Raw genomic sequence first — 14275 nt, 5'->3', positions numbered from 1 at the left:
TTTCGCGCTGTCTAGGACCGGTCGAGGTCGACCACCTCGTCGAGCAGGGCCGAGGCGCGTCGCCGCCACTCGCCGCCTGCGCCATAGCACCACGCCAACGCGTCGCTCACCCAGAGCAGTGCGTCCTCGGCGGGCCGGAAGTGCTCGTAGCCCAACTCGCCACCGGCTTTGCGCACAGCTCTGGCGAGCGTCCTGCGATCTCGGACGTCCTGGTGCTGACAGCTCTCCAGCACCAGCCGCGACACACCCAGGTCGACCATCTTCGGCACGACCGCGCTCAGACACACCTCGCGCGCGATGACATCGTGGTTGTCCCGGCAGTGCCACACACGCCGCGAAGACCCAGGTCGGCGATCCGCGCCAAGAGGTCGCGACGGCGGCGGTCACCCTCGTCGTTGAAGTGGATCCGACGCTGCCCCGGCTTGGCCAGCCGACGCACGGCTGCTCGCGCTTCATTGCACTCGCGTGCCTGGACCACGACCACAGCGACCAGGTAGGTCGGGCCTCGGCGGGATTCGTCGAGGAACGCGTGCCACATGGCGAGATGATCGCAAAGGGCCAACCGGTTGATCCATTTGGTCTAACCATTGCCCAGGTGCGGCAACTGCTGTTCCAGGACTTCCAGGTCCGTGCGGACCGCGTCCAGGGAGGACTGGTTCAGCAGGCGGAGGGCGGCGCGGCCCACCTCGTCCTCGAACGACGTGAAGTCGCGGACGGCCGCGTTCAGGCGGTCGGTGACCGGGTGCTGGTGGTTGGCGTCCAGGGCGCGGCCCAGGTCGGCGATGCGGCGGACGTCCGCGAGTTCGGCGGCGAAGCGGCCGGCGATGCGCTCCAGCCACTCGCGGGCCGGTGACGGGGGCACGGTGGCCACGGCGGCGTGCACCCGGCGCACGGCCAGCTCGCAGCGGCCCACCATCGCCGACCAGCGGTCGTTCACCGGAGGTGGGGGCGGGGGTGGGAACATCGGCGGCGGTGGGGGCAGGACCATGGCGAGGCGGCGACGGCGCACCGCGCCGACCACCGCGCCGACGATGGTGCCGGGGACGCCGCCGAAGACCACGCCGACGATGCCGGACGCGATGACGCTCGCCAGCACGGGCGCCTCGGTGCCGTCGTCCGGGGACGCGGGCAGCGCGATGCCGAACATGATCAGGACCGTCATCAGCGCCGTGCCGATGATCAGTCCCCACAGCGCCGAACGTCCCATGCGCCCAATGTGCCAGATCAGGCGTCGTAATCCACGGTAATGGCCGGGGTCACCGCCACCGACTGGCACGTCAGCACGAAACCGGCCTCCACCTCGCGCGGCTCCAGCGCGTAGTTCCGCCGCATCTCCACCTCACCGGACACGACCAGCGCGCGGCAGGTCCCGCACACGCCGCCCTTGCACGCGAACGGCAGGTCGGCGCGCACCCGCTGGGCCGCGTCCAGGATCGGCACGTCGGCCGGCAGCGGCACCTCCGTGCTGCGGCCGTCCAGGATCACGGTGGCGACGCCGGCGGCGACCGAAGCGGTCTCGGCGCGGCGCGGCGGTGGCGGCGGTTCGTCCACGTAGAACAGCTCGTGGTGCACGGACGACGCGGGCACGCCGAGGGAGCCCAGCACGTCCTGCGCGTCGCGCACCATCCCGTAGGGCCCGCACAGCCACCACTGGTCCACGTCCGCCCACGGCACCACGGTCGAGAACAGCGCCCGCAGCTTCGCCGCGTCCAGCCGCCCGGTGAACAGCTCGACGTCGCGCGGCTCCCGCGACAGCACGTGCACGAGCTGGAACCGCGCCGGGTACCGGTCCTTCAGGTCCGCCAGCTCCTCGGCGAACATCACCGTGTCCGCGCGCCGGTTGCCGTACAGCATGGTGACCCGCGCACCGCCCGCCAGCGCCGACGCGGCGATGGACAGCGCGGGCGTGATGCCCGACCCGGCGACGACCAGGCCGTGGTGCGACCCGCCGGACGGGGTGAAGGTGCCCTGCGGCGGCAGCACCTCCAGCACGTCGCCGCGCTGCAGCCGGTCCACCAGCAGGGTGGAGAACAGCCCGCCGTCGACCCGCCGCACCCCGATCCGCAGCGGACCGCCGGCGGGCGCGCAGATCGAGTACGACCGCCGCTCGTCGCCGTTGCGCAGGGTCAGGTGCTGCCCCGGCGCGAACGCGAACTCGGCGGCCAGAGCCGGAGGCACCTCGAACGTCACCGCGACCGCGTCCGAGCACAGCCGCTCGACCGAGGCGACGGTCAGCTTGTGGAACACCGGCCGCGCCATCAGATCTCCTTCACGTGCTCGAACGGCTCGGCGCAGTCCGCGCACCGGCGCAGCGCCTTGCACGCCGTCGACCCGAACCGCGACACCTCCGACGTGCGCGACGACCCGCAGCGCGGGCACGGCACCCGCCGCGACGGCGGCGCCAGGTTCAGCGGCACGGGCCCGACCGCGCGCGGCCCGAGCCGGGACGGCGGCGCGATGCCCGCCTCCCGCAGCTTGCGCAGCCCGTCCTCGCTGATCCAGTCCGTGGTCCACGCGGGCGACAGCGACAGCCGCACGTCCACCTCCGCGTAGCCGGCCGCGTGCAGCGAGCGCCGCAGGTCGGCGGCCATCTCGTCCAGCGCCGGGCAGCCCGAGTAGGTGGGCGTGATGGTCACCGACACCCGCCCGTCGGACTCGGTCACGTCGCGCAGCACGCCGAGGTCGGCCAGCGTCAGCACCGGCAGCTCCGGGTCCCGGACCTGAGCGGCGACGTCGAGTGCGGTGCTCACCACTTCGCTCCCGGCAGCGAGCGGTGCAGGTGCTGCATCTCGGCCAGCAGGTAGCCGAACGCCTCGGTGTGCACGCCGTCCCGCCCGGCCAGCCCGTTGACCCGCGCCGCGGGGACGTCCGCCGGCCGGGTCAGCCCCGCCGCCGACAGCACCGCGTCCAGCACACCGTCCACTTCGGACTTGAGCTCGGCCGGGTCGACCGCGACGCCCGCCAGCCGCAGCTCCACGGCGTGCGGGGTGAACAGCTCGGCCAGGAACGGCCACACCCGCTCCACCCCGGCCTGCGCGCGCCGGTGCGACTCCTCGGTGCCGTCACCGAGCCGCACGACCCACTGGGCCGCGTGGTCGCGGTGGTAGGCCAGCTCCTTGACGGCCTTCGCCGCGACGGCCGCCAGCACCGGGTCGGCGCTGCCGCGCAACCGCGAGCACTGCGCGAGCTTCCACGACGAGAACACCAGCAGCCGGGCCATGGTGGTGCCGAAGTCGCCGCCCGCGAACGGGCCGCACTCGATCTCCACCAGGTGCACGTTGCGGAAGTCGCGCTCGTCGCGCAGGTACGCCAGCGCGTCCTCGTCCCGGCCCGCGCCCTCGACCTCGCCGGCGCGGGTGAGCAGCATGCGGGCCTGGCCGAGCAGGTCGAGCGCGATGTTGGCCAGCGCGACGTCCTCCTCCAGCTCCGGCGCGCGGGAGCACCACTCGGCCAGCCGCTGCGACAGGACCAGCGCGTCGTCGCCGAGCATCAGGCAGTACGCGGTCAGGTCGGCGCGGTCGACGTCGGGCACCTCGCGGTCCACCCCGGCCAGCGCCTCGGAGAACCCGGTGCCGAACGCCCAGTGCGCGTCCTCGTGCCCGTCGATCAGGGCTTCGTAGGCGTTGTCGAAGCTCATAGGTGCGGCACGTCCTCGGGGATCTCGTAGAACGTCGGGTGCCGGTAGACCTTGTCCCCGCTCGGCTCGAAGAACGGGTCCTTCTCGTCCGGCGACGACGCGGTGATCGCCGCCGCGGGCACCACCCAGATCGACACGCCCTCGTTGCGCCGGGTGTAGACGTCGCGCGCGTTGCGGACGGCCATCTCGGCGTCCGGCGCGTGCAGCGACCCGACGTGCACGTGGTTCAGCCCGCGCTTGCCGCGCACGAACACTTCCCACAGCGGCCACGACGAACTCATGCCACACCTTCCTGAACCGCGTGCTTGGCGGCGTGCGCCGCGGCGGCGGCTCGCACCCACTCGCCGTCCTCGTGCGCCTTGCGCCGGTGCGCGACGCGCTGCGCGTTCGCCGGCCCGTTGCCGCCGACGACCTGCCAGAACTCGTCCCAGTCCGGCTGGCCGAAGTCGTGGTGCCCGCGCTCGGCGTTCCACCTCAGCTCGGGGTCGGGCAGCGTCACGCCGAGCTTCTCCGCCTGCGGCACGGTCATGTCCACGAACTTCTGCCGCAGCTCGTCGTTGGTGTTGCGCTTGATGCGCCACTTCATCGACTGCTCGGTGTTGGACGACTCGGCGTCGGGCGGGCCGAACATCATCAGCGACGGCCACCACCAGCGGTTCACCGACTCCTGCACCATCGCGCGCTGGGCGTCGGTGCCGGACATCATCGTCATCAGCAGCTCGTAGCCCTGCCGCTGGTGGAAGGACTCCTCCTTGCAGATGCGGATCATGGCCCGCGCGTACGGCCCGTAGGACGTGCGGCACAGCGGCACCTGGTTGCAGATCGCGGCGCCGTCCACGAGCCAGCCGATCACGCCCACGTCGGCGTAGGACAGCGTCGGGTAGTTGAAGATCGACGAGTACTTCTGCCGGCCGGAGATGAGCTTCCCGGTCAGCTCGCCCCGGTCCGCGCCCAGCGTCTCGGTCGCGGCGTAGAGGTAGAGCCCGTGCCCGGCCTCGTCCTGGACCTTGGCCAGCAGGATCGCCTTGCGGCGCAACGACGGCGCACGGCTGATCCAGTTCCCCTCGGGCTGCATGCCGATGATCTCGGAGTGCGCGTGCTGCGCGATCTGGCGGATCAGCGTCTTCCGGTAGCCGTCGGGCATCCAGTCACGCGGCTCGACACGCTGCTCGGCCGCGACGGTGCGCTCGAACTGTGCCTCCAGGTCCATGCACCCGATGTTACACCTGGAGGCCGATTTTGGGCAGGACTGTCACAACCGGCTGGGCTCGGCCTTCCCGGGCACGCCTTTCCTGAGCGCGCCCCCTCTGGGCAACCACCAGATCAACGGCCCCAGCACCGCCCACACCGCGAGCAGGAACGTGCCGATCGGCAGCAGCGCCAGCACCGCCGTCCGCCCGGCGACCCGGGCCACCTCGGGGTCGGACGTGTCGTACTCGATGCGCACGAGCTGGCCGGGCTCCAAACCCTCCGGGTACAACAGGCCCTGCGACGGGCTGTGCACCGCGCCGTCCGGGGTGGCGAAGCGCACCACGGTCCGCTGGAACGAGACCGACACCACCTCGGCGGTCGCCTTGCCCAGCCGCTGCTCGATCATCAGGTCGTCGCGCCAGCACGCCGCGAGCAGGATCACCCCGATCAGCGTCACCACCGCGCCCAGCACCGCCAACGCCCGGCTGACCAGGCGCCGAGCCTTGGGGCGGGCACCTGTCCGCACTGCGTCGTCCACCACAACTGAGGAGTCTAGGGCGGCCTCCGCGCCGGATCTCAGCGATGAGTCCATACCCTCGACGCCGTGACCTCAGCTCCTGCCTCGCGGACCCGACAACGGCTGCGCGTGCACACCAGGCGCGCCGCGGGCGACAACCTGCTGGGCGGGCTGCCCGCGCCGACCGGTGCGCTGAGCTGGGTGCGCGACGGAACGGGCCTGGTCGGCTGGGGTGAGGCGGCCCGGTTCGAGGTCTCGGGGCCGGACCGGTTCGCCGCCGCCGACCGCTGGTGGCGCGAGTTCACCGACGACCTCGACGTGGACGACGAGCTCGGCGTGCCCGGCACGGGACCGGTCGCGTTCGTCAGCATGGCGTTCTCCGACCGGCCCGGCCACTCGGTGCTCGTGGTGCCGGAGGTCGTCATGGGCCGCCGCAACGGGCACGGCTGGCTGACCACCATCGGCGACAGCGGCACGCGGCGGGTCGAGCCGGTGCGCAAGCCGTCGGAGGTGCGCTACAGCGACGGGCAGGTGTCCGTCACCGGATACCGGGAGGCCGTGCGCGCGGCGGTGGAGCGGATGCGCGCGGGCGAGCTGGACAAGGTGGTGCTGGCGCACGACCTGGTGGCGGTCGCCGACATCGGCATCGACCACCGGTTCGTGCTGGAGGGCCTGGCCCGCCGGTACCCCGAGTGCTGGGTCTACGCCGTGGACGGCCTGATCGGCGCCACGCCCGAGCTGCTGCTGCGCCGCAGCGGGTCCGTGGTCGACTCACGGGTGCTCGCCGGCACGACGTGGCCGCACGACGGCATGTCGGACGACGAGCTGGCCGCCGCGCTGATGTCGTCGGGCAAGAACCGCGACGAGCACGAGTACGCGGTGGCGTCGCTGGTGCAGACGCTGCGGCCGTTCTGCGACACGATGTCGGTGGAGGGACCGTCGGTGCTGCGGCTGCCGAACGTGTCGCACCTGTCCAGCGACGTCATCGGCACGCTCAGCGGCACGCCGTCGCTGCTCGCGCTGGGCGAGGCGCTGCACCCCACGGCGGCCGTCGGCGGCACGCCCCGCGCGGACGCCATCGCCGTGATCGAGGAGCTGGAGGGCATGGACCGCGGCCGCTACTCCGGCCCGGTCGGCTGGATCGACGGCAACGGCGACGGCGAGCTGGGCATCGCGTTGCGCTGCGCGCAGGTCGACGGCCGCACGGCGCGCCTGTTCGCGGGCTGCGGCCTGGTCGCCGAGTCCGACCCGGACTCCGAGGTCCACGAGGCGCACGCCAAGATGCTGCCCTTTCGGGAAGCGCTCGAAGGCATGTGACACACGTCACCGGGATGCCTGAGGGCTCCGCGGCCAACCGGTACGTGACCACAGCACTGGACAAACCCCCCCGACCTGCGCGGGCCGGACGTCACGGGCGTGGTCACGACGGGCAGCGGGAAGGATTCCGCTGCGGGCACGTCCCCCGACGCGCCGGTGAACGTCGAACTGCTGTCCGCGCGGGAGTACCTGACGAAGGCGGCCGACGCGATCACCGCCGTCGACCAGCCGTTGGCACCCGGCCAGTACCGCTTCGTCGCGGTGCACGGGTGGTACTCGCACAGCGTGGTGACGGCGACGCCCGTCGGACAACCGGAGCAGCCCGGCGGCTACACGTACCTGGTCGAGTCGCGCTCCGGGACGTGGATCCCCCAGGACGTGACCCAGGAGTGGGTGACCCAGCGCATGTCGCCGGGGGGCGTGAAGTGGCTCGGCGGCACGGTGCCGCAGTCCGAGGCTCCGGCTCCGCAGCCCGACGCGTCCGGCGAACGCCGCGGCAGGTGCGGGAACTTCTTCCCCGAGGCCCAGCCGAAGAAGGTCTGCGGCGACCTGGAGGACTGGGACGATCCCGAGTTCTACACCCGGCTGCCCCGTGACCCGCAGGCGCTGCTCCAGTGGCTGCGGGAGTCCACGACCCAGCGCGACGGCGGGCCGGCCTCGGTGTTCCACTGGGCCGTGCAGCTGCTGGGCACCGGCCTGGTCCCCGCCGACCTTCGCGCCTCGCTCTACCGGGCGCTGGCGCTGCTCGACGGCGTCACGGTCGCCGACGGCGCGGCCAACCTCGACGGCCGCGTCGGCGTCGCGGTCACCATCGAGGACGTGCACGCGCGGCGCGAGCTGATCGTGGACCCGGCCACCGGCGACTTCATCGGCGAGCGCACCGTCGCCGGACCGCAGCCGCACGAGTCCTACCTCGCGCCGGGCACCGTCACCGGCTACAGCGCGATCACCACGAAGGTCGTCGACGGGCTCGGCCAGACCGGCTGACACGCGAAGGGCCGCCCCCCGGATGTCGGAGGGCGGCCCTTCGGCGTGCGCTCAGTGCTGGTGACCCGCGAGCAGCTCGTGCGTCTCCTGGATCTTCTTGAACGCCTTCGGCTCGGTCACGGTCGCGGCGCGGGCCGCGAACCCGGCCGCACCCGGCGCCGCGGCCGGCTTCCCCGGCGTGAACAGCCAGGTCCGGAACAGCTCGTCGAGCTGCTTGCCGGACAGCCGCTCGGCGAACGCGATGAACTCGTCCGTCGTCGCGTTGCCGTTGCGCTTGGCCGTCGGCCACTCCCGGAGCAGCTCGAAGAACGCCTCGTCGCCGATCTCGGCGCGCAACGCGTGCACGGTCAGCGCGCCGCGGTCGTACACGGCGCCGTGGAACTGGTTGGCCGCGCCCGGGTCACCGGGCAGCACCTGCCAGAACGGGTCGTCGGCCGGGTAGGAGGCGTAGACGAAGTCCGAGTTCTCCTGGACCGTGCCCTCGCCGACGTGCTCCGACCACAGCCACTCGGCGTAGCTGGCGAAGCCCTCGTTCAGCCAGATGTCCTCCCAGCCCCGCACCGACACCGAGTCGCCGAACCACTGGTGCGCGACCTCGTGCGCCACGACGTAGGTGTTCGAGCCGCGGCGGAAGAAGCCGGCGTCGTAGGTCGAGCGGGTCTGGTTCTCCAGCGCGAAGCCGATGCCCGGCGTCGCCACGCCGCCCTGCGCCTCGAACGGGTAGGGCCCGAAGTGCGACTCCAGGAACTCCGTCACCTCGGGCGTGCGCTCGATGCTGGCCACGGCCGCGCCGTAGTCCGCGCCGAGCCGCTCGGAGTAGGCGTTGAGCACCGGTTGGCCGTTCGGCGCGGTCGACTGGCGGACCTCGAACTGGCCGATCGCCAGGAACGCCAGGTAGGTGGCCATGGGCTCCAGGTTGCGGTAGCGCCACCGGGTCCAGCCGTTGATCTGCTGGGTCGTGCCGCCGAACGTGCCGTTGGAGATCACCTCGACGCCGGTGGGCACGGCCACCGAGACGTCGAACTTCGCCTTGTCGGCCGGGTGGTTGTTGCTCGGGAACCACCACGGCGCGATGTCGGGCTGGTCGATGGCCAGCGCGCCGTCCGGGGTCCGCTTCCACGACGTGTAGCCGTCCACGGCGTGCGTCGAGGGCACGTCGGAGTACGTGACGACGACCGTCACGTTCGAGCCCTCGCGCAGCGTGCCGCGCGGGTCGACCACGAGCTCGCCGGCGGACTGCGAGAACGCGGCCACCTTGTTGTTGACCCGGACCGAGCTGACCTTGAGCAGGAAGTCGAGGTTGAACCGGCTCAAATCCTGAGTGGTTTTGGCCAGGATCGTCGTGGTGCCGGAAAGCGTGTCGGTACCCGGCTGGTAGTTGAGCCTGATGTCGTAATGGGAAACGTCGTACCCGCCGTTGCCCGCATTCGGGTAGTAGGGGTCGCCGATGCCCGGTGCTCCCGGTTGCGCCGCCGTCGCCGTGCCGGCGAGCAGGAGCAGGGACGCCGCGGTGGCGGTACCGAGGGTCAGCTTCGCTCTCAGGGACATGCGGCGAAGCTAGTCGCGGCCCACCCCCCGCTGTACCCCCGTCGGTAGGATTTCGACTATTGGAACGCGGTTGACACCGCGGCCTTCAGCCGGGCGTGCAGATCGCGCAATTCGTGGCGTTCCGCCCGGATTTCCACCACTCGGATTCCGCTCGGCCGGTCGAGCGCGCGTCTCAACTCGTCCGGTGTGCGCGCCTCGGTGTGCGGCACGTGGTGCGCCGCGCACAACGACTCCAGGTCCACGCCGTGCGGCGTGCCGAACACGCGCTCGAAGGTCCGCTCGTGCTCCTTCGCGCCCTGCTCCAGCAACGCGAAGATGCCGCCGCCGTCGTCGTTGAGCACCACGACGGTCAGGTCCGGCCGCGGCTCGCCGGGGCCGATGAGCAGGCCGTTGGCGTCGTGCAGGAACGTCAGGTCGCCGATCAGGGCGTAGGTCGGGCCGCGGGTCAGCGCGATGCCCGCGGCGGTGGAGACGCTGCCGTCGATGCCCGCCACGCCCCGGTTGGCGAAGGTGCGCACGTCGCGGCGCGGCTCGGCGACCAGGTCGACGTCGCGGACCGGGTTGGACGAGCCGAGGAACAGGTTCGCGCCCGGCGGCAGCGCGGCGACCAGGTCGCGGGCCACGTGCAGGCCGGTCGGCCACGACTCGTGCGCCAGCAGGTCGTCCACCACGTCGGCGACCGCCTTGTCCGCGTGCTGCCAGGCGGTGAGCCAGTCGTCGTCCACGTCGTGCTCGCCCAGCACCAGGTCGGTGGACGTGTGCGTAGCGGTGAACTGCGCGTCCGGCCAGTCCAGGTCGTCGGACAGCACGTGCACGACCGGGGTCCGCGCGAGGAGCCTGGACACGCCCCGCGACAGGGTGGCGCGGCCGACCACGACCACGGCCTGCGGCCGCAGGTGGTCGGGCAGCTCGCCCGCGTTGAGCAGCAGCGCGCCGTGCCGCAGGCCGTGCCCGGTCGGTTCGGCGATCACCGGCCAGCCGGCGCGTTCGGCCAGGTCGGACAGGTCCTGCTCGGTGTCGCCGACGATCACCAGGGTGCGCGGGCCGAGGTGGTCGGCGGCGCTCGTGGCGGTGGTCGTGCGGTGGGCCGTGCGGGTCCACGGCATGTCGAACGGGCGGCCGTCCAGGCTCTCCGGCCAGTCGTCGCCGCCCTCGGGCACCAGGGGCTCGCGGAACGGGACGTTGACGTGCACCGGGCCCCGCTCGCGCGCGGTGGCCACCGCGCGGCACACCAGGGACCGCCACAGGCCGTTCTGGTTGTCCCGGCGCTCGGCGATGGGGAACTGGAGCGTGTCCGTGCCGAAGATGCGCTGCTGGTCCACGGTCTGGCTGGCGCCCGTGCGGTACAGCTCGACCGGGCGGTCCGCGGTGAGCGCGATGACCGGCACGTTCGAGTGCCCGGCCTCCAGGATCGCGGGGTGCAGGTTCGCCACCGCGGTGCCGGACGTGCAGGTGACGGCGGTCACCTCGCCGCTGCCCTTGGCCAGGCCCAGGGCGAGGAAGCCCGCGGTGCGCTCGTCGACGCGGACGTGCAGGGTGAGGCGTCCGGCCGCGGCTGCCTCGTGCAGGGCGAACGACAGCGGGGCGTTGCGCGATCCGGGGCTCAGCACGACGTGCCGGACGTCGTTGCGGATCAGCTCGTCGACGAGCACCCTGGCCTGCGCGGTGGACGGGTTCACCCCGACATTGTCGCTCAGCCCGCGACCAGGTGATTCCACGCGCTGAGCCGGACCGCGCCGCCTCTCAGCCGCCGTGCGGGCATATTGTCCGTGCCGTGGCAGATCAGGACGTATCCGAGCTGTTCGACCCCGCCCGCTGGAAGCAGGTCGAGGGGTTCGACTTCACCGACATCACCTACCACCGCGCGGTCGACCAGGGCACGGTGCGCATCGCGTTCAACCGGCCCGAGGTGCGCAACGCGTTCCGGCCGCACACCGTGGACGAGCTGTACCGCGCGCTGGACCACGCCCGGATGAGCTCGGACGTCGGCTGCGTGCTGCTCACCGGCAACGGCCCGTCCCCGCGCGACGGCGGCTGGGCGTTCTGCTCGGGCGGCGACCAGCGCATCCGCGGCCGCAGCGGCTACCAGTACGCGTCGGGCGAGACGGCGGAGACGATCGACCCGGCGCGGGCGGGCCGCCTGCACATCCTGGAGTGCCAGCGCCTGATCCGGTTCATGCCGAAGGTCGTCATCGCGGTCGTCCCGGGCTGGGCCGCGGGCGGCGGGCACAGCCTGCACGTGGTGTGCGACCTCACGCTGGCCAGCGCCGAGCACGCCCGGTTCAAGCAGACCGACGCCGACGTCGGCAGCTTCGACGGCGGCTACGGCTCGGCGTACCTGGCCCGCCAGGTCGGCCAGAAGTTCGCCCGCGAGATCTTCTTCCTCGGCCGCGCCTACTCCGCGGAGGACATGCACAGGATGGGCGCCGTGAACGCGGTCGTGCCGCACGCCGAACTGGAGTCCACGGCGCTGGAGTGGGCCAAGGAGATCAACGGCAAGTCGCCGACGGCGCAGCGGATGCTGAAGTACGCGTTCAACCTGATCGACGACGGCCTGGTCGGGCAGCAGATCTTCGCGGGCGAGACCACGCGCCTGGCGTACATGACCGACGAGGCGGTGGAAGGCCGGGACGCCTTCCTGGAGAAGCGCCCGCCGGACTGGTCCGACTACCCCTACCACTACTGATGACCGGCCACGAGCAGGTGCGCGACGCCTTGGCCGGCCGGGGCCTGGTGGTGGCGCACGGCGGCGACGTGCCGCCGTTGCGCGGCTGGGAGACCGGGGCGGTGCTCGCGGTCACCACGTCCGGTTCCACCGGCGAGCCGAAGACCGTGCTGCTCGGCGCGGACGCGCTCACCGCGTCCGCCGAGCTGACCCACGCCCGCCTCGGCGGGCCCGGCACGTGGCTGCTGGCCCTGCCGACCACGCACATCGCGGGCATCCAGGTGCTGGTGCGGTCGGTCGTGGCGGGCACCGAGCCGGGTGTGATGGACCTGACCCCGGGCTTCCGCGCCGCGGACTTCGCCGTCGCGGCCCGGCCGGTGCTGGCCTCGCCCGGTCGGCACTACACGGCCCTCGTGCCCACGCAGCTGGCCCGGCTGGTCGCCGCCGACGGGCCGGGGCTGGCCGCGGTGCGGCAGTTCGACGCGGTGCTGATCGGCGGCGCGGCCACCCCGCCGAGCCTGCTGGAGCGGTCCCGGCAGCTCGGGGTCCGGGTGGTGACCACGTACGGCATGAGCGAGACGTCCGGCGGCTGCGTCTACGACGGGCTGCCGCTCGACGGCGTGCGGGTGCGGCTGACCGGTGGCCGGATCGAGATCGGCGGCCCGGTGCTGGCGCTGGGCTACCAGGGCGGCGAGCCGTTCGGCGAGTGGTTCCGCACCGGTGACCTCGGGCGCGTCCGGGCCGACGGCACGGTGGAGGTGCTGGGCCGGGCCGACGACGTGATCATCAGCGGCGGGGAGAACGTCGCGCCCACCGCGGTCGAACGCGTGCTCGCGGCCCAGCCGGGCGTGCGGGAGGCGTGCGTGGTGGGGCTGGCCGACCCGGAGTGGGGTCAAGTGGTGGCCGCGGCCGTGGTGCCGGAGGATCCGGGTGACCCGCCCGACGCGGACGGGCTGTGCGCGGCGGTCGGCGAGGTGGTGGGCCGGTTCGCCATGCCGAAGCGGGTCGTGTTCGTGGCGGAACTGCCCCTGCGCGGGCCGGGCAAGGTGGATCGGAGGGCGGTCGCTAGCTCGTTTGGGTGAGTTTCTGTCTTATTAGCAAGATTGTTGGTTGACAGCTAACCACGCCAGGCGATTGGCTCGGCTGCGCCGGGACGCGCGGCCCTGCCGCGGTCACCACCGCACCGCGCCGTCCGGACGAGGAGTGCTGCGATGACCAGGCGCTACCTGATACCGCTCGCCCTCGCCACCGTCCTGACCGCCGGGCTCGCGGTGCCCGCCGCGGCCGCGGGCGAGGTCGAGTGGCGAGCCGACCTGTCCACCGTGGACGCCGACGACAACGGCGTCACGACGCACGACGGCACGGTGCGGCTCGACCGCGCCGCGCCCACCCCCGCCAGCGCGCGGGCGGCCATCCGCACCGGTTTCCTGCAACTGGCGCCCCGCACGTTCGACGCGCCGGTCAACGCCGTCGCCGCGAGCGTGGCGAGCGACGTGCCCGCCGGCGCGGAGGTCGCCGTCGACGTGCGCGGCGCGGTGGGCGACGAGCAGTGGACCGAGTGGGTCGAGGCGCGGCCCGACACGCCCGCCGTGCTGCCCACGTCGGTCACGACCGTGCAGGTCCGGCTGGCGCTGACGGCCGAGAAGGCGTCGCCCTCGGTGAGCCGGCTCGACCTGCGGGCGTTCACCACGACCACGGCCGCGGGCGTCGTCGCGGAGGCCGCGGGCCTGTCCTACCGGATCTTCGCCACCCGCGAGGGCCTGGTCGGCGGCACCACCGCGAACGGGCACGTGATCGTCAGCCGCGACCACTTCGTCGCCCTGCCGTCGCGGCGCGGCCTGTCCGCCAAGGGCACCGGCACCTACAGCGTGCGGGTGTGCGCGGGGAACGGCCGGTGCGAGTGGGCGCCGGTGTGGGACGTCGGCCCGTGGAACACCAAGGACGACTACTGGAACCCGTCGTCCACCCGGGAGATGTGGAAGGACCTGCCGCAGGGCAAGCCCGAGGCGCAGGCCGCCTACCAGGACGGCTACAACGGCGGCAAGGACCAGTTCGGTCGCGCCGTGGCCAACCCGGCGGGCATCGACCTGGCCGACGGCACGTTCTGGGACGGCCTGAAGCTGACCGACAACTCGTGGGTCACCGTCACCTACCAGTGGACCGGCTCGGGCCCGGCCGGGTTCATCCGCACCGCGGGCGACCCGCTCAACGTGCGCAGCGGCGCGACGTCCACCGCCACCCAGGTCGGCCTGGCCGCGAACTACGCGCAGGTGCGGGTCGAGTGCCAGGTCACCGGCCAGTCCGTGACGGGCTCGCAGGGCACCTCGAACATCTGGTACCGGATCGCGACGGGCAAGTACGTCGCGCGGGCGTACGTCTCCGGCGTGTCGGGCGCCACCGCCTGCTGATCACC

The 14275-nt window shown here is 72.7% G+C and carries 15 protein-coding genes; 5 read left to right on the top strand and 10 right to left on the bottom strand.

The window, feature by feature from the left end:
• Positions 1-11: 11 nt before the first annotated feature.
• The 8 genes from ACIQMJ_RS07600 to ACIQMJ_RS07565 form a co-directional block, all read right to left on the bottom strand.
• Entirely contained in the window at positions 12-260 is a 249-nt protein-coding gene (locus tag ACIQMJ_RS07600; RefSeq protein WP_499760115.1) for a hypothetical protein, read from the bottom strand.
• Positions 261-580: 320 nt separating this feature from the next.
• Positions 581-1207: a hypothetical protein gene (locus tag ACIQMJ_RS07595; RefSeq protein ID WP_499760114.1), complete on the bottom strand. Its 627-nt coding sequence runs from the start codon at positions 1205-1207 to the stop codon at positions 581-583.
• Positions 1208-1224: 17 nt separating this feature from the next.
• On the bottom strand, positions 1225-2259 hold the full coding sequence (paaE, locus tag ACIQMJ_RS07590; protein WP_499760113.1) for a 1,2-phenylacetyl-CoA epoxidase subunit PaaE: 1035 nt from the start codon (positions 2257-2259) through the stop codon (positions 1225-1227).
• Positions 2259-2750 carry a 1,2-phenylacetyl-CoA epoxidase subunit PaaD gene (gene paaD, locus ACIQMJ_RS07585; RefSeq protein WP_499760112.1) on the bottom strand — a complete coding sequence of 164 codons (492 nt, stop codon included), beginning with the start codon at positions 2748-2750 and terminating at the stop codon, positions 2259-2261. The genes paaE and paaD overlap by 1 nt, the downstream gene beginning before the upstream one ends.
• The gene (gene paaC, locus ACIQMJ_RS07580; RefSeq protein ID WP_499760111.1) at positions 2747-3637 is read right to left on the bottom strand and encodes a 1,2-phenylacetyl-CoA epoxidase subunit PaaC; all 891 of its coding nucleotides are present in this window, start codon (positions 3635-3637) and stop codon (positions 2747-2749) included. Before paaC ends, paaD begins: the two co-directional genes overlap by 4 nt.
• Positions 3634-3918 carry a 1,2-phenylacetyl-CoA epoxidase subunit PaaB gene (paaB, locus tag ACIQMJ_RS07575; protein WP_106616896.1) on the bottom strand — a complete coding sequence of 95 codons (285 nt, stop codon included), beginning with the start codon at positions 3916-3918 and terminating at the stop codon, positions 3634-3636. The genes paaC and paaB overlap by 4 nt, the downstream gene beginning before the upstream one ends.
• Complete coding sequence (gene paaA, locus ACIQMJ_RS07570) at positions 3915-4847, bottom strand: 1,2-phenylacetyl-CoA epoxidase subunit PaaA (protein WP_499760110.1); 933 nt, start codon at positions 4845-4847, stop codon at positions 3915-3917. Before paaA ends, paaB begins: the two co-directional genes overlap by 4 nt.
• 42 nt (positions 4848-4889) lie before the next feature.
• Complete coding sequence (locus tag ACIQMJ_RS07565; RefSeq protein WP_499760109.1) at positions 4890-5369, bottom strand: DUF3592 domain-containing protein; 480 nt, start codon at positions 5367-5369, stop codon at positions 4890-4892.
• Positions 5370-5432: 63 nt separating this feature from the next.
• On the opposite strand from ACIQMJ_RS07565, the gene ACIQMJ_RS07560 reads away from it, so the two are divergent.
• Together ACIQMJ_RS07560 and ACIQMJ_RS07555 are read left to right on the top strand one after the other, a co-directional pair.
• Positions 5433-6662: an isochorismate synthase gene (locus ACIQMJ_RS07560; protein ID WP_499760108.1), complete on the top strand. Its 1230-nt coding sequence runs from the start codon at positions 5433-5435 to the stop codon at positions 6660-6662.
• A 99-nt stretch (positions 6663-6761) separates the two neighbouring features.
• Entirely contained in the window at positions 6762-7649 is an 888-nt protein-coding gene (locus ACIQMJ_RS07555; RefSeq protein WP_499760107.1) for a CU044_5270 family protein, read from the top strand.
• A 51-nt stretch (positions 7650-7700) separates the two neighbouring features.
• Here ACIQMJ_RS07555 and ACIQMJ_RS07550 read toward each other — a convergent pair whose 3' ends face one another.
• Together ACIQMJ_RS07550 and menD are read right to left on the bottom strand one after the other, a co-directional pair.
• Positions 7701-9197 (bottom strand): M1 family metallopeptidase, encoded by a 1497-nt coding sequence (locus ACIQMJ_RS07550; RefSeq protein WP_499760106.1) that lies wholly within the window; start codon positions 9195-9197, stop codon positions 7701-7703.
• A gap of 56 nt (positions 9198-9253) precedes the next feature.
• Positions 9254-10876, bottom strand: a complete 1623-nt coding sequence (gene menD / locus ACIQMJ_RS07545; RefSeq protein WP_499760105.1) for a 2-succinyl-5-enolpyruvyl-6-hydroxy-3-cyclohexene-1-carboxylic-acid synthase — start codon at positions 10874-10876, stop codon at positions 9254-9256.
• A 95-nt stretch (positions 10877-10971) separates the two neighbouring features.
• On the opposite strand from menD, the gene ACIQMJ_RS07540 reads away from it, so the two are divergent.
• The 3 genes from ACIQMJ_RS07540 (at position 10972) to ACIQMJ_RS07530 (ending at position 14270) form a co-directional block, all read left to right on the top strand.
• Positions 10972-11883 (top strand): 1,4-dihydroxy-2-naphthoyl-CoA synthase, encoded by a 912-nt coding sequence (locus tag ACIQMJ_RS07540; RefSeq protein ID WP_499760104.1) that lies wholly within the window; start codon positions 10972-10974, stop codon positions 11881-11883.
• The gene (gene menE / locus ACIQMJ_RS07535) at positions 11883-12944 is read left to right on the top strand and encodes an o-succinylbenzoate--CoA ligase (protein ID WP_499760103.1); all 1062 of its coding nucleotides are present in this window, start codon (positions 11883-11885) and stop codon (positions 12942-12944) included. The genes ACIQMJ_RS07540 and menE overlap by 1 nt, the downstream gene beginning before the upstream one ends.
• Before the next feature lie 129 nt (positions 12945-13073).
• Positions 13074-14270: a DUF8814 domain-containing protein gene (locus ACIQMJ_RS07530; protein WP_499760102.1), complete on the top strand. Its 1197-nt coding sequence runs from the start codon at positions 13074-13076 to the stop codon at positions 14268-14270.
• The last annotated feature ends 5 nt before the right edge of the window (positions 14271-14275 follow it).

Origin of the sequence: Actinosynnema sp. NPDC091369 (assembly GCF_044757065.1) — a bacterium.
GTDB lineage: Bacteria > Actinomycetota > Actinomycetes > Mycobacteriales > Pseudonocardiaceae > Actinosynnema.
Note: the sequence above shows the minus strand (reverse complement) of the source record. Positions and strands in the feature narration are given on the sequence as shown.